Source organism: Pseudomonas sp. Pseusp11 (assembly GCF_047304405.1).
GTDB lineage: Bacteria > Pseudomonadota > Gammaproteobacteria > Pseudomonadales > Pseudomonadaceae > Aquipseudomonas.
The window spans coordinates 154,172-174,124 of record NZ_JBGLZF010000012.1 but is presented as its reverse complement, the minus strand read 5'-3'; the positions used below and the strand labels follow the sequence as shown (position 1 = coordinate 174,124).

Annotated in this window: 19 protein-coding genes and 2 pseudogenes; 7 read left to right on the top strand and 14 right to left on the bottom strand. The window is 59.7% G+C overall.

The window, feature by feature from the left end; translation table 11 throughout:
* Positions 1 to 126: 126 nt before the first annotated feature.
* Together ACCC96_RS12735 and ribBA are read right to left on the bottom strand one after the other, a co-directional pair.
* Positions 127 to 1,152 (bottom strand): ABC transporter substrate-binding protein, encoded by a 1,026-nt coding sequence (locus ACCC96_RS12735; protein ID WP_413696005.1) that lies wholly within the window; start codon positions 1,150 to 1,152, stop codon positions 127 to 129.
* Between the two features lie 284 nt (positions 1,153 to 1,436).
* Positions 1,437 to 2,546: a bifunctional 3,4-dihydroxy-2-butanone-4-phosphate synthase/GTP cyclohydrolase II gene (gene ribBA / locus ACCC96_RS12730; protein WP_413696004.1), complete on the bottom strand. Its 1,110-nt coding sequence runs from the start codon at positions 2,544 to 2,546 to the stop codon at positions 1,437 to 1,439.
* Between the two features lie 71 nt (positions 2,547 to 2,617).
* Here ribBA and ACCC96_RS12725 point away from each other — a divergent pair, with 71 nt between their 5' ends.
* The gene (locus tag ACCC96_RS12725; protein ID WP_413696003.1) at positions 2,618 to 2,911 is read left to right on the top strand and encodes a DUF1330 domain-containing protein; all 294 of its coding nucleotides are present in this window, start codon (positions 2,618 to 2,620) and stop codon (positions 2,909 to 2,911) included.
* Between the two features lie 6 nt (positions 2,912 to 2,917).
* Here the strand turns inward: ACCC96_RS12725 and ACCC96_RS12720 are convergent, their stop codons facing one another.
* From ACCC96_RS12720 to ACCC96_RS12685, 8 genes are all read right to left on the bottom strand, one after another.
* On the bottom strand, positions 2,918 to 3,481 hold the full coding sequence (locus tag ACCC96_RS12720; protein WP_413696002.1) for an NUDIX hydrolase: 564 nt from the start codon (positions 3,479 to 3,481) through the stop codon (positions 2,918 to 2,920).
* 2 nt (positions 3,482 to 3,483) lie between these two features.
* The gene (locus ACCC96_RS12715; RefSeq protein WP_018927713.1) at positions 3,484 to 4,236 is read right to left on the bottom strand and encodes a GntR family transcriptional regulator; all 753 of its coding nucleotides are present in this window, start codon (positions 4,234 to 4,236) and stop codon (positions 3,484 to 3,486) included.
* Positions 4,237 to 4,323: 87 nt separating this feature from the next.
* A complete protein-coding gene (locus tag ACCC96_RS12710) occupies positions 4,324 to 4,713 on the bottom strand; it encodes a carboxymuconolactone decarboxylase family protein (protein ID WP_008059553.1) in 390 nt (129 codons plus the stop codon).
* Between the two features lie 102 nt (positions 4,714 to 4,815).
* Positions 4,816 to 6,267, bottom strand: coding sequence for an NAD-dependent succinate-semialdehyde dehydrogenase (locus ACCC96_RS12705; protein ID WP_413696001.1), 1,452 nt, complete (start codon positions 6,265 to 6,267; stop codon positions 4,816 to 4,818).
* 58 nt (positions 6,268 to 6,325) lie between these two features.
* The gene (locus ACCC96_RS12700) at positions 6,326 to 6,811 is read right to left on the bottom strand and encodes a flavin reductase family protein (RefSeq protein ID WP_413696000.1); all 486 of its coding nucleotides are present in this window, start codon (positions 6,809 to 6,811) and stop codon (positions 6,326 to 6,328) included.
* Between the two features lie 12 nt (positions 6,812 to 6,823).
* Entirely contained in the window at positions 6,824 to 8,305 is a 1,482-nt protein-coding gene (locus ACCC96_RS12695; protein ID WP_413695999.1) for an aldehyde dehydrogenase, read from the bottom strand.
* Positions 8,302 to 9,135, bottom strand: a complete 834-nt coding sequence (locus ACCC96_RS12690; RefSeq protein ID WP_018927717.1) for an alpha/beta fold hydrolase — start codon at positions 9,133 to 9,135, stop codon at positions 8,302 to 8,304. Before ACCC96_RS12690 ends, ACCC96_RS12695 begins: the two co-directional genes overlap by 4 nt.
* Before the next feature lie 43 nt (positions 9,136 to 9,178).
* Positions 9,179 to 9,769: an amino acid synthesis family protein gene (locus ACCC96_RS12685; RefSeq protein WP_413695998.1), complete on the bottom strand. Its 591-nt coding sequence runs from the start codon at positions 9,767 to 9,769 to the stop codon at positions 9,179 to 9,181.
* Between the two features lie 280 nt (positions 9,770 to 10,049).
* Between ACCC96_RS12685 and ACCC96_RS12680 the strand changes: the two genes are divergently transcribed.
* Positions 10,050 to 13,487, top strand: coding sequence for an adenylate/guanylate cyclase domain-containing protein (locus ACCC96_RS12680; protein ID WP_413695997.1), 3,438 nt, complete (start codon positions 10,050 to 10,052; stop codon positions 13,485 to 13,487).
* A 117-nt stretch (positions 13,488 to 13,604) separates the two neighbouring features.
* Entirely contained in the window at positions 13,605 to 14,654 is a 1,050-nt protein-coding gene (locus tag ACCC96_RS12675) for a patatin-like phospholipase family protein (RefSeq protein WP_322834095.1), read from the top strand.
* On the opposite strand, the gene ACCC96_RS12670 is transcribed toward ACCC96_RS12675, so the two are convergent.
* Positions 14,600 to 15,115 (bottom strand): hypothetical protein, encoded by a 516-nt coding sequence (locus ACCC96_RS12670; RefSeq protein ID WP_413696014.1) that lies wholly within the window; start codon positions 15,113 to 15,115, stop codon positions 14,600 to 14,602. The genes ACCC96_RS12675 and ACCC96_RS12670 overlap by 55 nt on opposite strands.
* A gap of 858 nt (positions 15,116 to 15,973) precedes the next feature.
* Here ACCC96_RS12670 and ACCC96_RS12665 point away from each other — a divergent pair.
* A pseudogene (locus tag ACCC96_RS12665) lies at positions 15,974 to 16,099 on the top strand (hypothetical protein); the annotation flags it as partial.
* A gap of 17 nt (positions 16,100 to 16,116) precedes the next feature.
* Positions 16,117 to 16,482: a hypothetical protein gene (locus tag ACCC96_RS12660; RefSeq protein ID WP_413696013.1), complete on the top strand. Its 366-nt coding sequence runs from the start codon at positions 16,117 to 16,119 to the stop codon at positions 16,480 to 16,482.
* A 396-nt stretch (positions 16,483 to 16,878) separates the two neighbouring features.
* Here ACCC96_RS12660 and ACCC96_RS12655 read toward each other — a convergent pair whose 3' ends face one another.
* Positions 16,879 to 17,268 carry a winged helix-turn-helix transcriptional regulator gene (locus ACCC96_RS12655; protein WP_413695996.1) on the bottom strand — a complete coding sequence of 130 codons (390 nt, stop codon included), beginning with the start codon at positions 17,266 to 17,268 and terminating at the stop codon, positions 16,879 to 16,881.
* Positions 17,269 to 17,355: 87 nt separating this feature from the next.
* On the opposite strand from ACCC96_RS12655, the gene ACCC96_RS12650 reads away from it, so the two are divergent.
* Entirely contained in the window at positions 17,356 to 17,763 is a 408-nt protein-coding gene (locus ACCC96_RS12650) for a DoxX family protein (protein ID WP_413695995.1), read from the top strand.
* A gap of 12 nt (positions 17,764 to 17,775) precedes the next feature.
* Entirely contained in the window at positions 17,776 to 18,519 is a 744-nt protein-coding gene (locus ACCC96_RS12645; protein WP_413695994.1) for an SDR family NAD(P)-dependent oxidoreductase, read from the top strand.
* Between the two features lie 72 nt (positions 18,520 to 18,591).
* Here ACCC96_RS12645 and ACCC96_RS12640 read toward each other — a convergent pair.
* Both ACCC96_RS12640 and ACCC96_RS12635 read right to left on the bottom strand, forming a co-directional pair.
* Positions 18,592 to 18,849, bottom strand: a pseudogene (locus tag ACCC96_RS12640) (MFS transporter); the annotation flags it as partial.
* A 408-nt stretch (positions 18,850 to 19,257) separates the two neighbouring features.
* Positions 19,258 to 19,851 (bottom strand): carbonic anhydrase, encoded by a 594-nt coding sequence (locus ACCC96_RS12635; RefSeq protein WP_413695993.1) that lies wholly within the window; start codon positions 19,849 to 19,851, stop codon positions 19,258 to 19,260.
* Positions 19,852 to 19,953: the final 102 nt, after the last annotated feature.

The following is a 19,953-nucleotide window of genomic DNA, read 5'->3' as shown; positions in this document are numbered from 1 at the left end:
CCGGGCCGTGGGTTGGGGCCGGTTTGGTTTTTTTTACCCCGCCCCGCGGGGGGGGGCCCCGCGGGGGGGTCGCGCCGCGGGCCCCCCGGGACGGAGTGGATTGACGGGACGCTGTTGCCGTCATTTTCATTTGACCAGCCATTCGTTCCACCGTGTCGCGATGGCCGGACCGTTCTTGGCCCAGTACGCGAAATCAAGAGTGATCTGATCCTTGGCGTAGGCCGTCGGCAGGTTAGGGGCCAGCACCGAATCGAGGCGCGCCACGCTATCGACGTTGACCGGCGCATAGGCGGTCAGGTTGGAAAAGTCAGCTTGTCCTTTGGCGCTGCTGGCGTTGGCCAGGAACTTCATGGCAGCCGCCTTGTTTTTCGTCCCTTTAGGTACGACCAGAATGTCGGCCATGACCAGGTTCTGTTTCCAGCTCACGCCCACCGGTGCACCATCCTGTTGCAGGGCATAGATGCGTCCGTTCCAGAACTGCCCAAGGCTCGCTTCACCCGAAGCCAACAACTGTTGCGATTGCGCGCCGCCACCCCACCAGACGATGTCTTTCTTGATGGTGTCGAGTTTCTTGAAGGCGCGATCCAGGTCCAACGGATACAGCTTGTCGGCGGTTACGCCGTCGGCCAGCAGGGCCAGTTCGAGCACGCCAGGGCTTGGCCATTTGTAGAGGGCGCGTTTGCCGGGGTAGGTCTTGGTGTCGAACAGTGCGGTCCAATCTTGAGGTTTGCCGGCGCCGAGCTTGCCTTCGTTGTAGCCGAGGACGAAGGAGAAGTAGAACGAGCCGACGCCGTGATCGGAGACGAAGCGCGGGTCGATCTTGTCGCGCTGGATCACCGAGAAGTCGAGGGGTTCGAGCAAGCCTTCGGAGGCTGCGCGCAAGGCGAAGTCGGCTTCGACATCGACCACGTCCCACTGCACGTTACCGCTTTCGACCATGGCTTTGAGTTTGCCGTAGTCGGTCGGGCCATCCTGGACCACGGTGATGCCGCTGGCCTTGCTGAACGGATCGGCCCAGGCCTGCTTCTGCGCATCCTGGGTGCTGCCGCCCCAGCTGACGAAGTTGACGCTTTCCGCCGCCATTGCCACGTGACTGGCCGTGGCCAATAACCCCGCGAACACGACTGCGGTTACACGTTTGTTCAACACCATTTTCACGCCCTCATTTGTTGTGTTTTTGAGCGGGCTTGGTAATGCCCGCCTATCGGGAGCAGTAGGTCCATCTGGCCTCTAAAGACGACCGTGCCAAGGGCCTGTTGTTGGTGCTTTCCCTGGCGGGTGCGCTTGGCCAAAACGTTCGGTCGATGGAATATCATATTATGGTATTCCAAACTTTGTGCAAGCACTTTGCCTTACCGGCTATCAGCCAAAAGCGGTTTTTTTGTCGTCAGGCCACCCAATAGTGGCCTGCGCGGGTAAAGGGGCCAGCCCCGGACTCATTCGGTGAACGGGATGCTCTCGACCACTTCCAGGTCGTAACCGGTCAAGCCTGCGTATTTCAGCGGCGGGCCGAGATGGCGCAACTTGCCCACGCCCAAATCCTGAAGAATCTGCGCCCCGGTCCCTACTTCAGAATAGATGCGCGATTGCGAGCGGCTGAACTGTCGCGGCGGCTGGGTGAGTTGAGGCACGCGTTCCAGCAGCGCTTGCGAGGACTCATGATTGGCCAGCACGACCACCACGCCACGGCCTTCTTCGGCCACCCGTTGCAATGCGGCCCACAACGTCCAGTTGGACGGGCCACTGTATTCGGCGCCAACCAGATCGCGCAGCGGATCGATCACATGCACTCGCACCAGGGTCGGCTCGTCCCGGCGAATGTCGCCCATGACCATCGCCATGTGCACGCCACCTTCGATGCGGTCCTCGAAGGTGATCAGCCGGAAGGTCCCATGCACGGTCGGCAATTCGCGCTCGCCGATACGCACCACCGTGTGTTCGGTGCTCAGGCGGTAATGGATCAGGTCGGCGATGGTGCCGATCTTGATCCCGTGTTTATGCGCAAACACTTCCAGGTCCGGACGACGGGCCATGGTGCCGTCGTCGTTCATCACCTCAACGATCACCGAGGCCGGGGTGAAACCGGCCAGGCGGGCGAGGTCACAACCGGCTTCGGTGTGGCCGGCGCGGGTCAGCACGCCGCCTTCCTTGGCGCGTAACGGGAAGATATGGCCTGGTTGCACAAGGTCGGCGGGACCGGCATCCGTGGCGACCGCTGCCGCAACGGTGCGCGCGCGGTCGGCGGCGGAGATGCCGGTGGTCACGCCAACGGCAGCCTCGATGGACACGGTGAACGCGGTGCTGAACACGCTGCCATTGCTCGGCACCATCTGCTCAAGGCCCAGGCGCTGACAGTGTTCGTCGGTCAGGGTCAGGCAGATCAAGCCCCGGGCTTCTCGGGCCATGAAGCTGATCGCCTCGGCAGTACAGCGGTCGGCGGCGAGGAGCAGATCGCCTTCGTTTTCCCGGTCCTCGTCATCGACCAGCAGCACCATCTTGCCTTGCCGGTAGTCTTCGATGATTTCTTCGATGCTGTTGAAGGCCATGCTGGAACTCTCAGTGTTGGGTGGGTATATTTATTGGTATACCATAATACAAAATAAACCAAGAGGTCACTATGAAGGCGTACTGGATTGCTCACGTGGATGTCACCGACCCCGATCAATACAGCCAATACACCCAGCGGGCGCCGGCGGCCTTCGCGTTATATGGCGGGCGGATGCTGGCAAGGGGCGGGCGCAGCGAAGCGATGGAAGGTCGGTCCACGCCACAACGCAGTGTGGTCATCGAATTCGACTCTTACGAGCAGGCGTTGGCCTGTTACCACAGTGAGCAATATCGGGAGGCGAAATGGCACCGCGAGGGCGTGGCTCGGGCCGAGGTGATCATTGTCGAAGGCGTGGCTCCCTAGGGGATATCAGCGGATGAAGTGAACTTTTCCGCTGTCGTCGTTGCCGATGTAGATGCCGTAGACCCCGGCCTGGCGTTCCTCGATATAGCGTTCGAGGATCTGCCGGATTGCCGGGTAATAGATGCTGTCCCAGGGAATGTCCTCGGGCGCGAAGAATTTGTAGTCCAGGGTTTCCGGGCCGTATTGGCCGGTGATCTCCAGCGCGATGGCGCGGAAGATGATGTACACCTCGCTGATCTTCGGCACGCTGAAGATCGAGTAGGGCGAGAGAATTTCCGCGCGCACGCCGCTCTCTTCCCAGACTTCACGCAGCGCCGCCTGCTCGGTGGTCTCGCCGCCTTCCATGAAACCCGCGGGCAGCGTCCAGGTGCCCGGACGCGGCGGGATCGCACGTTGGCACAGCAGGTACTTGCCGTCCTGCTCGATGATGCAGCCGGCAATGATTTTCGGATTGACGTAATGGATGTAGCCGCAACCGCTGCACATCAGGCGCTCGTGCGTATCGCCCGGTGGCAGTTGGTGACGGAGGTCACCGCCGCCGCACTTTGGACAAAAGCTCGGGCTGAACATGGTTAGCGACCTATGCGCGGTTCTTTAAGGGCGATGGGCAGCGTGATCTCGGGGATCGCGCCGGTTTCTTCCTGTTTGCGTTTCAGGTAATCGAGAGCCACAGCAGCAGCGGCGCGCACGTGGTCGACGCAAGCTTGGTGGGCGGCTAGGGGATCGCCGCTCTTGATCGCTTCGACCATGCGTTCCATTTCCTGGTTGCTGCTGCCGCGACGGTTTTCCTGGGATACCGACGTCGCACGCAGGTAGCTGATACGGGCTTGCAACTGGCGCAACTGGGTGGCGGCGACATGGTTGCCGGAACCTTCGAGCAGCACGTCGTAGAAGCCCTGCACCGAATCGATGACCTGTTGCAGTTCGCCTTCCTTGAGGGCTTTGCGGTTTTCCTCGAGGGCTTTTTCCAGGGCTTTGATGTCCTTGGCCTTGGCGCGCAGGGTGAACAGCTGAACGATCAGGCCTTCGAGCACGCAACGCAGCTCATAGATATCGACGGCATCGGCCAGGGTGATGATCGCGACCCGTGGACCCTTGGCGTCGGCGAACTCCACCAGACCTTCGGATTCCAGGTGGCGCAACGCTTCACGTACCGACGTGCGGCTGACGCCCAGACGATCGCACAGATCGCGTTCGACCAGACGGTCTCCTGGCAGGAGCTGGAAGTTCATGATGGCACTTCGCAGTTTATCCAGCACGATTTCGCGCAGGGTAACGGGGTTGCGATTGACCTTGAAGCTGTCGTCGAGTGGCAGGCGTTTCATGGGGTCCGCTCTGAGTGTGGCTGTCCATGCAAAAAGAGCACTTCGATCCAGGATCATCCGTGCTCAGGTCATCAAAACAGCCAAGGGTTAACTGGAGGCCTCGGCATCGGCTTCGGCGAAGGCTTCACGGGCGAGCCGGAAACTGTCTACGGCAGCGGGGACACCGCAATAAATACCGACCTGAAGCAGAATTTCGCGTATTTGTTCACGACTCAGCCCGTTACGCAAGGCGCCGCGTACATGCAGCTTGAGTTCGTGCGGCCGGTTGAGGGCCGAAATCATCGCCAAGTTTATCATGCTGCGTTCTTTAAGCGACAAACCCTCACGGCCCCAGACGTGGCCCCAGCAGTACTCGGTGACCATTTCCTGCAGTGGCCGGGTGAAGTCGTCGGCGTTTTCGATGGAGCGGTTCACGTAGGCTTCGCCCAGCACCTGGGTGCGGATCTTCAGACCTTTTTCATATTTTTCGTTGCTCATTCTGATTCTCTCCGTGGCACTAGTCCGTAGGAGCCAGGCTTGTCGGCGAAAGCGTTCTTGCGGGCCTCTTCGCCAGCAAGCCTGGCTCCTGCTTATCAGGGTTCAGAGCCCGCCCATCAGGGTGTATTTGATTTCCAGATAATCCTCGATGCCGTACTTGGAGCCTTCGCGGCCCAGCCCCGAGGACTTGATGCCGCCAAAAGGCGCGACTTCGGTGGAAATCAGCCCTTCATTGATCCCGACCATGCCGTATTCCAATGCCTCGCTCATGCGCCAGGCGCGGCCCAGATCGCGGGTGTAGCAATAAGCGGCGAGGCCGAATTCGGTGTCGTTGGCCAGGTGTACGGCCTCGGCTTCGGTGTCGAAGCGGAACACCGCCGCCAGTGGGCCGAAGGTTTCCTCTTGGGCGACTTTCATCTCCCCGGTTACGCCGGCCAGCACCGTTGGCTGGAAGAAGCCGTGGCCCAGCGCATGGCGGTCGCCACCGCAAAGCAGCTGTGCGCCTTGAGCGAGGGCGTCTTGCACATGGTCTTCGACCTTGGCCACGGCGCGTTCGTTGATCAGCGGCCCCTGGTTGATGCCTTCTTCGAAACCGCTGCCAACGTTCAGTTGCGCCACACGCTCGGCCAGTCGCTCGGCAAAAGCATCATGAATGCCACTCTGCACCAGGAAGCGATTGGCGCAGACACAGGTTTGCCCGGCATTGCGGAACTTGGCGATCAGCGCGCCTTCCACGGCGCGCTCCAGATCAGCATCGTCGAACACGATGAAGGGCGCATTGCCCCCCAGTTCCAGCGAGACTTTCTTCAGCGTCGGGGCACACTGCGCCATCAGCAGTTTGCCAATGGCGGTGGAGCCGGTGAACGACAGTTTGCGCACCAGCGGGCTGGTGGTCAGCTCGGCGCCGATGGCCACCGCGTCGCCGGTGATCACGTTGAAAATGCCCGGTGGAATCCCGGCCTGTTCCGCCAATGCGGCTATGGCCAGCGCCGAGAACGGGGTTTCCGGGGCCGGTTTGACGATACACGGGCAACCGGCCGCGAGTGCCGGTCCGGCCTTGCGGGTGATCATCGCCGCCGGAAAGTTCCACGGAGTGATCGCCGCGACCACGCCGATCGGTTCCTTGCTGACCACAATGCGCGCATCGGCTTTGTGGCTGGGAATGGTGTCACCATAGATGCGCTTGGCTTCTTCGGCGAACCATTCGATGAAGCTTGCGGCGTAGAGGATTTCACCCTTGGCTTCGGCCAACGGTTTGCCTTGTTCCAGGGTCAGAATTTCCGCCAGGGCGTCGGCGTTTTCGAGCATCAGCGCGTGCCAGCGTTTGAGTGTCTGGCTGCGCTCTTTGGCGGTCAGAGCACGCCAGGCCGGCCAGGCTTTAGTGGCGGCGGCGATGGCCTGGCGTGCGTGTTCGGCGCCAAGGTTGGGCACTTGGCCGATCAGTTCGCCGGTGGCCGGGTTGAAAATGTCTTGGCAGGTACCGTCGGGCGCATCGAGCCATTGGCCGTCGATGTAGGCCTGCTGACGGAACAGTTGCGAGGCTGCTGGGCTCATGCCGGCTCCTAAGAAAGTGAGGGCGCTCCCACATGAATCTGCGCCCAGAAGAAAAATATCAGGCCAGCGCGGGCAGGGGGCCCAGCTTGCCTTTGTGATAGATCATCGGCGTGACCGGTTGCTCGGGCAGAATCAGGTTCTTCACAGCGCCGACGATGATCGCGTGATCGCCGCCGTCGTATTCGCGCCACAGCTCGCACTCGATGATCGCCGTGGCGTTGCCCAACAGCGGGTTGCCCAGTTCGCTGAGGTGCCAGTCGATGCCTTTGGCCTTGTCCTTGCCTTTGCCGGCAAACGCATAGGCTTCGGCGGTCTGGTCGGCGGACAGCAGATGAATCGCGAACTGCTTGCTGTCACGCAGGATCGGGTAGGTGTCGGAGGCGTAGTTGGGGCAGAACAACACCAGCGCCGGGTCGATCGACAGCGCGCTGAAGGCGCTGGCGGTGATGCCGACGATGCCGCCGTCCGGGTCCAGGGTGGTGACCACCGTGACCCCGGAAGGGAAGGAACTCATGACGTCTTTATAAATGCCGGGTTCGATCATGTCGGCGGTCTCCTAGCGCATCACGAAGGGATCAGGCATCGGTGCCTGAGAGAGGTTGATCCACACCGTTTTCAGCTCGGTGTAGGCCAGCACCGAATCGATGCCGCTTTCGCGTCCATAGCCGCTGTTCTTGAAGCCGCCGATCGGCGCCATGGCCGATACCGCACGGTAGGTGTTGACCCAGATGATCCCGGAGCGCACGTCCCGGGCCAGACGATGGGCGCGGCCCAGGTCGCGGGTCCAGATGCCGGCGGCGAGGCCGAACTGCGAGTCGTTGGCAATCGCCAGCGCTTCGGCTTCGTCCTTGAAGCGGATGACCGAGGCCACCGGGCCGAAGACTTCTTCCTGCATGATCTTCATCGAGTTGCGGTCGCACTCGAACAGCGTCGGCTCATAGAACCAGCCATCGCCCAGATTCTCTGGACGCTTGCCGCCCAAGCGCAGGCGCGCACCTTCGGCGATGGCATCGGCCACCAGGCCTTCGACCACCGCCAATTGCTGCGCGGTGGCCATGGGGCCCATTTCGCTGCTGTCTTCCTGCGGGTTGCCAATGCGGATGCGCTTGGCGCGTTCGACCAGACGCGAGACGAATTCGTCGTAGATGTCGTCCTGCACCAGCAGTCGCGAGCCGGAAACGCAGCTCTGGCCGGACGCCGCATAGATCCCGGCAATCGCACCGTTGATGGCGCTGTCGAGGTCGGCGTCGGCAAAGATAATGTTCGGTGATTTGCCGCCCAGTTCCAGCGACAGCTTGGCGAAGTTCTCCGCGCTGCTGCGCACCACATGCCGGGCGGTGGCCGCGCCGCCGGTGAAGGCGATCTTGCGTACCAGCGGATGGCGAGTGAGGGCGGCGCCGGTACTTGGGCCGTAGCCGGTGACGACGTTGACCACCCCCGGCGGAATCCCGGCTTCCAGCGCCAGGCGCGCCAGCTCCAGAATGGTCGCCGAGGCGTGCTCGGACGGTTTGATCACGATGGTATTGCCGGCCGCGAGGGCCGGCGCCAGTTTGATCGCGGTCAGGTACAGCGGGCTGTTCCAGGGAATGATCGCCGCGACCACGCCCATGGCTTCATGCACGGTGTAGGCAAACAGATCGGGCTTATCGAGGGGCAGGGTGCCGCCTTCGAGTTTGTCGGCCAGACCCGCAGTGTAGTGGAAAAACTCCGGCAGGTAGCTGACCTGACCGCGGGTTTCGCGAATCAGCTTGCCGTTGTCGCGGCTTTCCAGCTGCGCCAGTTGTTCTTTGTTCTCAGCGATCAGATCACCGAGGCGTCGCAGCAGTTTGCCGCGAGCGGTGGCGGTCAGGCCGCGCCAGGCCGGGCTGTCGAAAGCCGTCTGCGCAGCCTGCACGGCGCGCTCGACATCGGCTTCGTCGGCATCGGGTAATTCAGCCCAGGCTTGCGCCAGGGCAGGGTTCAGGCTTTCAAAAGTCTTGCCGGAGAGGGCATCGACCCATTCACCGCCGATGCACATCTGGAAGCGTGCGAGTGTCATGCAACGATCCCCTTTATTTGGTTTTGTCGAGCGTTTGCCGTGTCGAGAAACTCCAGCAACAGCTGGTTGACCAGGCGCGGCGATTCTACGGGCATCATATGCCGCTGCTCGGCGAGCACGGCAACGGTCGCGCCGGGAATTCGCTCGGCCAGTTGCTGGGCCATTTCCGGTGTCGAGCCGGGATCCAGTTCGCCGGTGGCGACCAGTGTCGGCACCTGAATGCTGCCCAGATCTTCCGCGCGGTACATGTCCTGGGTGGCGAACAACTCATACGTGGTCAGATAGCCCTGCGGATCGTTGCCCGCCAAGGTCTGGCGCAGCGCGGCGATCTGTGCCGGGTTGGCTGCCTGGTATTCACGGCTGAACCAGCGCGACAACGCGGCTTCGGCGTTGGCGTCCGGACCATGCTCGGCCGCTTGAGCGGTGCGCGCGATGACGCCGGCACGCTGTTCGGGGCTGCGGTTGAACACGCTGTTAAGCACCACCAGGCCTTGCAGGCGTTGCGGGTAATGCAAGGCAAACGCCCGCGCTACCAACCCGCCCATGGAAAAACCGATTACTGTCGCCTGAGGCAATTGCAGGTGGTCGAGCAACTCCAGCAACTGGTCGGCATAGCCCAGCAGGGGCGTGCCGCTTTCCGGGCGCGGGCTGGCGCCATGACCCAGCATGTCGTAGGCAATCACACGGTACTTCGTGGCCAGGCCAACGACCTGGCCGCCCCACATTTCTTTGTTCAGGCCCACGCCGTGGATCAAAACCACGGGCTGGCCTTGGCCGGTCGCCAGGTAACTGGTGCCAGCCGGGGTGCGTTCAGCGGTGAGCCGAATCATGGAGCGCTCCTGCATGCCTTTTTTGTTGTGGTGACTGATCGGATTACTGGGCGTTCTCGGCCGCCAGTTCTTCCAGGTCGATGTAACGGTTGCCGATGCGTGGGTGCAGGCGGCCGCCATCGGCGCAACCCAGTACCACGACGATTTCATCGGCGCGCGGCGCGTCTTCGATCTGCATTTCCAGGGTGATGTAGTGCGAACGCAGGCCTTCGTCGTCCTTGTGCATCATCGGAATCTGGATCGAAGTGCCCGGGCCGCCGCGCTTGTTGGTGAAGCTCAGGTAGCTCTTGGCCTTGACCGCTTCGCGGTAATGGTTGCCGAAGCGCAGGGTGTGGATCACGGCGGAGGCGTGCTCGATTTCGCCGTCGGCGCCGACCACAGCAGCCTTGCCGTAGGCTTCGATCTTCTCGGCACCGCCGATGATGCCCACCAGGCGTTCAACCATCAGCGCGCCGAGGTCGGAGCAATTGGCACGGATTTCCGGTTTCAGGTCTTCGATGAACCCACGGCCGAGCCAAGGGTTTTTCATTACCACGGCCAGCCCGACCATGGTCACGGGCTTGTCGGCAGCCTTGCCGCCTTCGATAAAGGTTTCTTCGACATAGCTGACGATCTTGCGAATTTCGAAACTCATGAGCTGCTCCGTTGTGGGGTTAAGAGTGTCTTTGCGTATGATGGTATACCATAATACTGGTTGCGCAAGTCCCCTCTGTGGGTTTCTGGTCGGAAGGCGATAAAAGGAGGCAGGGCTATTGCGGAAATCGCGCAAGGCTTATTTGCGCACTGAGACGGTGGCTTGGCATTGTCGCCCCTCGTCTTCTCCAACGGTAATCGCCTCATCCGCTCACGTCTTGCCGCCATCGGGTACGGCGCCTAATGTTAAGAAACAGGCACCAGGCAAGGGAGGAGGTCGTATGCGCTGCGCAAACTGCGGATCCGAGAATCCCTCCGGGGCCAGCTTCTGTAACGCGTGCGGCGCCAGGCTGTCTCGCAACTGTCCGCGCTGTGGTCACGAGGCGGGCCTGTCCGCCAAATTCTGCAGTGAATGTGGCGCGTCGCTGACCGATGCGTCTGCTGTGCCATCACCGCGCTCGCAGCCTTCTTCAGAGCCCATTCATTACACGCCTCACCATCTTGCCGAGCGCATCCGCGCCGAACACGCGGCCATGGAAGCCCGGGGCGAGACCGCCGGCGAACGCAAGACCGTTACGGCGCTGTTTGCCGACATGGCCGGTTCCATGGCCCTGATCCACAACCTCGATCCGGAAGAGGCCCAAAACCTGATCGAGCCCGTCGTTGCGCTGATGATGGAAGCCGTCCACTACTACGAAGGCTACGTGGCCAAGTCGCTGGGCGATGGCATCCTCGCGCTTTTTGGCGCCCCCATCGCCCATGAAGACCATCCGCAGCGGGCGCTGTATGCGGCATTGCGCATGCAGCAGGCGATACACCGACATAGCGACCGCATTCGTCTGGAGAAAGGCATTCCGCTGCAAATCCGCGTTGGCATCCACACCGGAGAGGTCGTCGTGCGTTCGATCCGCACGGACAATTTGCACACCGATTACGACCCGGTCGGGCACACGATCCACATTGCGTCCCGGATGGAGGGAATCGCTGCGCCATCGTCGATCCTGGTGAGCGAGTCCACCCACAAGCTGGCGGAGGGCTATTTCGAGTTCAGGACGCTGGGGGCCACCCAGGTCAAAGGCATTTCCGAGCCGCTCGTCGTGTACGAGGTGCAGGGCATCGGCGCGCTGCGCACGCGCCTGCAATTGGCGGCACATCGCGGGCTGGCCAGGTTTGTCGGCCGTGAGGCCGAGCTGGATCACCTGCATCAGGCACTCGATCAGGCTAAAGCGGGCCACGGGCAGGTCGTCGCGGTGGTAGGCGAGGCCGGGGTCGGGAAGTCGCGGCTGTTCCATGAATTCAAGGAGCGCTCGCGGCGCGGCTGTCTGGTGCTGGAAACGTTCTCGGTGTCGCACGGCAAGGCCTTTGCCTATTTTCCACTCATTGAGCTGCTGAAGAACTACTTCCAGATCACTGCCCTGGACGACGAGCGGCGGTGCCGGGAAAAGGTCATGGGCAAGGCCCTGACGCTCGAGCGCAGTTTCGAGGATCTCGTGCCCTACCTGCTCTATCTGCTAGGTATTGGCGAACACAGTTCTGCGCTTGCGGAAATGGATCCTCAGATCCGGCGTGATCGCATCTTCGACGCGATTACGCAACTTCTGGCGCGCGAGAGCCGCGATCAGCCGATTGAACTGTTGTTCGAGGACCTGCAATGGCTGGACCGCGAGACCGAAGCATTCCTCGTGTTTCTCATCGACCGCGTGGCGAGTGCCCCGATCCTGCTCCTGGTGAACTACCGGCCCGAGTATCAGCCCGTGTGGACGCACGCGGGTCATTGCAGCCAACTGCGGCTCGAACCGCTGGGCCCGGCCGAAGCCCAGGGAATGCTCGCGGCCTTGCTTGGGGACGATCCCACCCTCGTCCCCCTCAAACAGCTCATCCTGGAGAAGACGGAGGGCAACCCTTTCTTCATGGAGGAAGTGGTGCAAACGCTGGTCGAGGAGAAGTCACTGCTCGGCGAACCCGGTCGTTACCGGATTGAGCAAACTCCAGCCGCGCTGCATATTCCCACCACTGTGCAGGGTGTGCTCGCCGCCCGTATCGACCGGCTCCCCGTTGCGCAGAAGGAATTGCTGCAGACGCTCTCCGTCATCGGCAAGGAGTTTCCATTCAGTTTGATCCAGCGCATCTGTGATGGGCGGGTCGCTCGGATGGACGACGATTTGCACGATCTGCTGGCCCGACTGGAGGCCGCGGAGTTCATTTACCAGCGGCCGGCATTTCCGGAGGTGGAGTATTCGTTCAAGCATGCGCTGACCCAGGAGGTCGCAGGTCACTCGCTACTCACGGAGCGGCGTAGCGCACTGCATGAACGCACGGCGCAGGCCATCGAGGCACTGTTCCCCACCCGCATCGCGGATTACTGCAGCGAACTGGCGCACCACTACAGGCTGAGCGGCAATGTCCCGAAGGCCGTGGAATACCTGCACCGTACCGGGCAACAAGCCCTTCAGCACTCCGCCCATCTCGATGCGATGCGTCACCTCGGCGCGGCGCTGGAATTGCTCGAGCATTTGCCCGACACGCCCGCGCGTGCTCATCAGGAACTGACGTTGCTGCTCTGCCTGGGGCCGGCCTTGATGGCCGTGCGAGGCTATGGTGCGCCCGAGGTGGAGGCCACCTACACCCGTGCACTGGCGCTATGCGAGCAAGTCGGCGACGACTCGCTTTTCCCTGTGCTGCTGGGGCTGCGGACTTACTACGAGTTGCGTGCGCAATACTCAACGGCATGCGAACTGGGTGAACGATTGCTCAGTGTTGCGCAAACTGCGCAGGATCCGGACTTGCTCGTGGAAGCCCATGCCGCACTCGGGGCGACATTGCTTTTCCAGGGTGATCTGCGCGATGCCCTTGAACACCAGGAGCGGGCGCGGGTCCTCTACAACCCGGACAGTCATCGCACCTATGCCAGTACGTGCGGCATGGATCCGGGCTACGCCCTGACATTTTTAGCCTGGTGCCTTTGGTACTTGGGTTTCCCCGATCAGGCAAGCACGCGCAGCCGGGAGGCCCTTGCTCTGGCCAATAAGATTTCCGACCCGTTCAGCCTGGCCTTCACCCTGTCTGCTACGTCGATACTGGGACAGTTCCAGCACGACGTACGACTCGCCGAAGAGTGTGCTGATGCCGCCATCAAGCTTTCACTCGAACAAGGGTTTCCGTTTTATTTGGCGTGGGGGAATATTCTCCAGGGTTGGGCTCGCACCGAGCAGGGAAACATTGACGAAGGAATCGCTCAGATAACCCAGGGTATTGCCACTTACCAGGCAGCCGGAGCAGAGCTTGGATGCTCTTATTTTCTGGCCCTGCTGGCCGCCGCTCACGGGCGCGCCGGGCAACCGCAGGCAGGATTGGATGCCGTGACCGCCGCTCTGGCTATGGTGGACAGAACAGGCGAACACTTTTACGAAGCAGAACTGTACCGGCTCAAGGGAGCTCTTACCCTCCAATGTCCGGGCGCAGACGAACAGGATTCTGCCGTGCAGCAGCAAGCGCAAGCATGCTTTCACAAGGCGATCTCGGTCGCTCAACAACAAGGGGCAAAGTCACTCGAGCTACGAGCCACAGTGAGCCTTGCTCAGCTATGGGAAACACAAGACAAGGAGGCGGCCAGGCAGATGCTGGCCGACATCTATAGTTTCTTCACCGAAGGCTTCGACAGCGTTGATTTGTTACAAGCCAAGGCGCTGCTCGATGCATGGGCACCAAGCGGGGGGTGAACGATCGATGACGCAGGGCGCTGAATCAAGCATCGGCGTGTCGTCGGTAAGTGTGTAACGGAGCGAAGCACCGCGCCAAGCGCTCGATGCCGCTCAGCACCGGCGAGGAGCCCAAGAATGACCACGAAGAACGGAGCGCATCGGGGCAATGATGAGCGCAAGCCGGTCGCGCTGGCTTTGCAGGGCGGCGGCATGCACGGCGCGTTCACCTGGGGTGTGCTCGATCGGTTGCTCGAGGACGGCAGGCTTGCCATTGAGGGGGTGAGCGCAACCAGTGCCGGTGCGATGAATGCCGTTGCGCTGGCCTACGGTATGCTGCAGGGTGACGAGGCCGGCGCACGCCAGGCGCTGCATAATTTCTGGTCCGCCGTGGCGCAGTCCGCCGAGCGTCATAATCCGTTACGCTGGACGCCATGGCTGAAAGGGACGCACAGCTTCGGGCTGGACCATTCGCCCATGTATGCGTTCGCGGACATGGCGCTTCGTATCTTCTCGCCTTACCAGTTCAATCGCCAAAACTTAAATCCGTTGCGGGAGGTGCTGGAGGGGCAGATCGATTTCGCCGCTTTGCGAAGGCAATGCCCGTTCCACCTCTATCTGTGCGCAACCAATGTCGAGACGGGCAAGATACGCATCTTCTCGGACGAGGACGTCTGCGTCGAAGCGGTGCTTGCTTCGGCCTGTGTGCCAACATTGTTCAGGGCGATCACGATCGACGGCCAGCACTACTGGGATGGTGGCTATATGGGAAACCCGGCCATTTTCCCGTTGATCTACCACTGCAATACGCGCGATGTGGTGATCGTCCACATCAACCCACTCGTCCGCCCGGGCGTGCCTATTACAGCTGCCAGCATCCTTAATCGCATCAATGAAATCAGCTTCAACTCTTCGCTGATGCGTGAGATGCGCACCATCGCCTTTGTCACCGACCTCATCCAGCAAGGCAAAGTCGATCGCGGTGAGATGAAGGAGATGCTGATCCACTCCATTCGATCCGACGCAGCGATGTGCGCGCTCAGCGTGTCCAGCAAGTACAACGCAGGCTGGGACTTCCTTTGCGGACTGCGCGACAACGGACGCCGCGAGGCCGAGGCGTGGCTCACGGAGAACTACCGCAATATTGGCGAACGGTCGAGTATCGACATCCGGAAGGAGTTTCTTTGAAACCGGCATGAGAGGGGTAAAGGTGGCTGCTGTCGGAGATCTTCGCTTCCATCGTCGACCGAGATAACGCCTGACGCTAACGGAAGCTGGAGTTCTCCACTTGCCAAGGCAGTAGGTCGGTAGTCCACATAGAGTTGGCCGCGAATCAGAACATCGTTATCGGCCTCACGCATGTGCGGCAGCCAACTACCCACCAGATTGACATGTGTGCCAGGTGCAACCTGGGCGCCACGGGTCAGAGGCTGGTCGCTCATGGTTGCGGCGCAGATAACTTCAGCCGCAGGTAGTGCCGCGTCTAGATCATCTACAACTGTGAGTTCAACGCCGGGGATTTGAAGGTCGGCAACCAGTTTCTCTGCGCGAGATCTAGTGCGGTTCCAGATACACACCTGGCGCAACGATGGTCTCAATGCCGTGAATGCCTCGATCAGTGGGCCCGCCATGTCACCGGCACCGACCATCAGCAACGAACACAGGGGTGTCAGTGATGCCATCAAACGCGATATAGACACCTTGAATCGAAGGGGAGAGCGGGTATCGGTGGTAGTTGCCAGGAAACTCGGTGGCAAGCTTCACTCCGACCATTTGCCGTTCGCTCCAAGCGGTGCGCATCGAAAATCAGCGCATGTCGGTGCTTTTCTTCGAAAGCATCATCGTCCCCTTCTGAAGCGGATCGCTTTATCCAGCGACTACTGGACAGCAGGGCCTCAAGAGCCGATAGCAGAATTTTGAAATCTCGTTCCATTCGGGGAGCATCAGCCAATGCTTGCGCTACCGTGTGCTCCAGGCAAGCGGGCAGGGAAGCGCCCGAGAACGGAGGCAAGCCGATGCCCAAATGTGCATTGCTCAAGCAGCGAATACAGATTTCTGTATCCACGCCATCAACACCACTCACTTGAGAATGCCGGTCAAGGATTCGCAGGAGTGCCTCCTGCATCACCACTCCCTGTATCAGGAGTTCTTGTTCCGACATCTGTGGGTACGACTGCATGACCTTTTACCTCTTGAACATACCTGGCAGGTCAATTTGAGAATTCAGTGATACATCCATCGAGATGTCTCCTGGCATTCTGGACGATGACCATGGCCAATGCTGAAATTGCGCCTGAAAAATAGGGTTAGTTGCGAAGTAATCGAGCTGTCGCAGCGTTGGTGATTATTGGGGGACTGTATGCGATTAAAGCGAAGGCGTGAACATGTGGTACCGCACTAAACCTTTCCTTTCGAGACTGATTGGCTCAGATGATTTCTCTCCCCTAGACTGCCATGGGCTCAGGGACTAATCCCGGACGACAGGAGCAAAATGCAATGGTTGCGGACTGGACTGGACTGGTCAGGTAACGCTTGTCAGCGGAGCCGGTAGTGCGCGAGGAATTGGTATTGCGATTGCCGATTCGGTCCTGGCCGCGCGCCGGCTGAGCCGCGAGGACAGCGAGGTGCTGCTGGTAATGCCCGGGCCGATATCATCAGCTCTGCCACCAGTTCATCTGCTCCGCTGATCCTCGGGTGTCACGTTCGGCCGGGTACTCACGTCGACCTCGTCGGTGGTTTCCGTCCGGACATGCAGGAGGCGGACAACGTGTTGTTGGGCAAGGCGCGGGGCTTTGTCGATGACCGCCAGTCGGCGGCAGTGGCGGGGGATATTCTGATTCCGCTGGAAGCGGGAGTGATCAGTGATGCGCAGATCGAGGGGGATCTTTTCGATCTGAGTCAATTGCTGACCTTTGAGCGGGGAGAGGAGGAGATCACCGTGTACAAGAATGCGGGTAGTGCGCACCTGGACCTGATTGTCAGCTTGTTTGTGATGCGGTGTTTGGATGAGGCCTAAACTGGGTTGATGGCGGCTATCCTGGCACCACTGAAGCCAATCACTGCCAGAACTAGCTAGGTGCAGAGCCCAGTCGACTGCCATGGAATTTCTCCTTGGTTTCTCTTGAAACATCCAAAAAACAAGTCCAGGATTAAGTCTATTCCTACTTCGGAAGGAAAATAAACCCCTTAGATTTCAATGAGTCGGACGCCAGATGCGAGTCTCGTTTCCCGCTCCAAATACAGAAAACGCCACTCATTGAGTGGCGTTTTTTTTGCGCGCTATTTTTTTGTCAGCATTGAAAAAAGAGACTTTTGCCTCTTTTTTCGTTCCAACAGGTTCCACTCGAAACCACTACCAACCACGATTTTTTAGTATATAGCTGGCGCTTGGCAGATCACTTTTGCCCGATGCTTAAGTGCTTTTGGGTTTACGACCGCGCGAGTTTGGCTTCACCGGCACGCTTTTCCCATACTCGCTCCACCATAACGCGAGTGCCTCCATCGTCGGCCCGAGCGCACGGGCCTTTGCTGTCATTTCATATTCGACGCGAGGGGGCACTTCCGCGAAAACTGTTCGCGACACGAGGCCATCGTTTTCGAGCTCACGGAGTTGTGCCGTCAGCATGTGCTGGGTGATGCCGCTAATCGCCTTGCGCAGTTCTCCGAAGCGATAGATCCGCTGGTTCAGCAACCACATGATTTCCAGCTTCCACTTGCCTGAGAGCAGCGCAAATGCACGGCGCATTTCCTCGTGCATGTTGATCTGATCGCCACCATTAGTCTGGTTTTCCATACTAAGCATCACTTTTTCATCCTACTTGTAGCTTTTCATATTAGGCGACATCTTTGACCTGAGTCGACGCATTAACGCTTGCTTAGGAAAACCCCCATGATCGGAAACCATATTTATTGGATCAGTACGACACTGCTGTCGTTGCTGTATCTGGCCTCGGCGACTATGTACCTGGTTAAAAGAGACTGGGTTCGCCAAGCACTCGCCGACCTCGGCTACCCAGCCTATCTAGTGACGTTTCTCATTGCAGTGAAGACCCTGGCGGTGGCCGCCATTCTGTTGCGCATCAACGTGCCGCTTAGCGACCTCGCTTACGCCGGCATGCTTTATCACCTGCTGCTCTCCGCTTCAGCCCACATCAGTGTCCGCAAACCTGGCGGTGCGTTGCCAGCAGCTATTTGCCTGGTGTTGCTCGTCGCTTCTTTCCTCACCCAAAACACTGCGCGTGAAGTGCCGTCACCCTACGGCCAAATAACAACAGCAAATTTAGTAAGTCCTAACTGATTGGAGAGCAACATGTCCCGACTCAATGGAAAAGTAGCCATCGTCACTGGAGCCGGTCGCGGCATCGGCCGCGCCACAGCGAAGCTGTTCGCGGCGCAAGGTGCGAAGGTGGCGGTTCTTTCGCGCACGGCTGAAAATGTCGATCGCGTCGTCGCCGATATTCAGGCGGCGGGCGGCGTCGCACTAGGAGCAATCTGCGATATCGCCGATCCCGATCAGATCAAAGCTGCCGTAGACAAGGTGGTGGCTGCGTTTGGCCGAATCGATATCCTTGTGAACAATGCCTTCGACCCCTCGGTTGTCCTTTCATCGGTGATGGATCTGACGGCCGAGCAACTGCAGCGCAATTTCGAGATGGGGCCGATTGCCTATCTGCGGACAATGCAAGCCTGTTATCCCCACCTCAAAGCTAGTGGTGAGGGAAGAGTTATCAACTTTGCGTCACTGGCCGGCGTCCTCGGAATGCAGGGCTACGCCCCTTACAACATGGCGAAGGAGGCGGTACGCGCCTTGACTCGCTCGGCGGCAAGGGAGTGGGGCGCTGACAGGATCACGGTAAACAATGTCATGCCGGTTGCAGACACTTGGGGTACTGCGGTGGATGTGCCTGCTCCCACTAACGTACTTGGCCGTTATGGATCGCCCGAAGAGGACATTGCGCCGGTTGTGCTATTCCTCGCCAGCAAGGATGGGCAATTCCTGACGGGATACAGCCTGACGCCGGACGGTGGCCAGATCATCGACAGCGCACGCTGACTTTACCGTCCGGCTCCGAGCGTTTGCTCCACCGAAACCACAAGAAACGCCTTGGCGCGTCTTGTGGTTTTTTCAAGCGATGTTCAGCGATGCAACAGGCTCCCGCGTTGCTGCGCGTGCAGCCAGGAAGGCAAGAGCGGCCGCCACGCCCAGCAACGCGGCGCTTAACTCGAAGGTCGTTCGATAACCGTTTGAGTCAAAGACCAACCCGCCAACCGTCGCCCCCGATGCAATGGCCAATTGGATGATCGCCACCATTAAGCCGCCTCCCGCTTCAGCAGCCTCTGGCAATGTTCTGGCCAGCCATGTCCACCATCCCACCGCTGCAGCTTACTGCCGCTGTTCTTGTAGCTGCACCGTATGTAACTTGCCTCATGGTCTCAGCAAGCTGGCTGGAGATGGCAAATTAGCCTGCTCGACGAACTGAAAGCGACTTATGAAAGAACACTGTTTCGCATCAAGGAGCGGAATCTTACATCCCTAGATCTAGCTGCAATCGCCACTCCAGCAAATATTCGGGAAGTTGATCCGCTGGCAAGGCGAAGTCCGTTTGGAGGGGGGTAGCGTTCGGATTTACTTCGAAGGTCTCTGACCCCCGGCGGCACGCAGATGAGTTTGATGTGTTTCAAACGTGGCTCAAAGGAGTGAGCTACTGAAGTGCTTTAATGTGATAGTGCCAAGCTCGGTTGTGGCTTATTACTGCGGCAACCAGATCAGCGTCTGGCCGCCGCACTCATATCAAACGTTCACTTTGTCAGGAATATCGCTCACGACCTCGGTGAGTTCACCGGTATCAATGTTGTAGAAGAGTCCGTAGATCTTCACATGCAGTGGCACCCCAGGATGAGCGCGGACGACGCCGACGTCATATTTTAGCGAACTCTCGAAGTCCGAAATACAGATGCTGTCGTGGTCGAACGCGGACGAAATATCGCTGCCGTGCTCATGTTTGAACGCATCGATGATGCCATCAGTGGTGAAGGATGTAGCGCCGCAGAAAGAGTGGTGCACCACAACGACTCTCTCTATGCCGAACAGATGCACCATGGTCGCGATCGATTGTACCCCCGCGACGGCCCGCCCCCCGGCAACGGATACCGGGAACAGGGTAGTCGTATGGCCCACCCGGTTACCGGCTTCATCAAGCACGTTTTCTCCCGGGTAGACCTCGCCAAAATGCTGGGCGACAACGGCCGGAACCTCCGACGCACGTGGATCGAAACAGTGAATCAGCACGGTTCGTAGATTGACTGCCTTGGCGAAGAGAGGGCGGAACTCCGATTCGTTAAACCGTGGTTGCGCTCTGAACGAGAAATCATTGAGGTTGGGCATTTTTTGTCTCCGGTATCCTGGACGGTTCTTGTGGCCGGGCTGAGCCCACACGCCAAAAGTACACAGATCTGTCTACCTGTTCAATAGAAAAGTAGACAGATC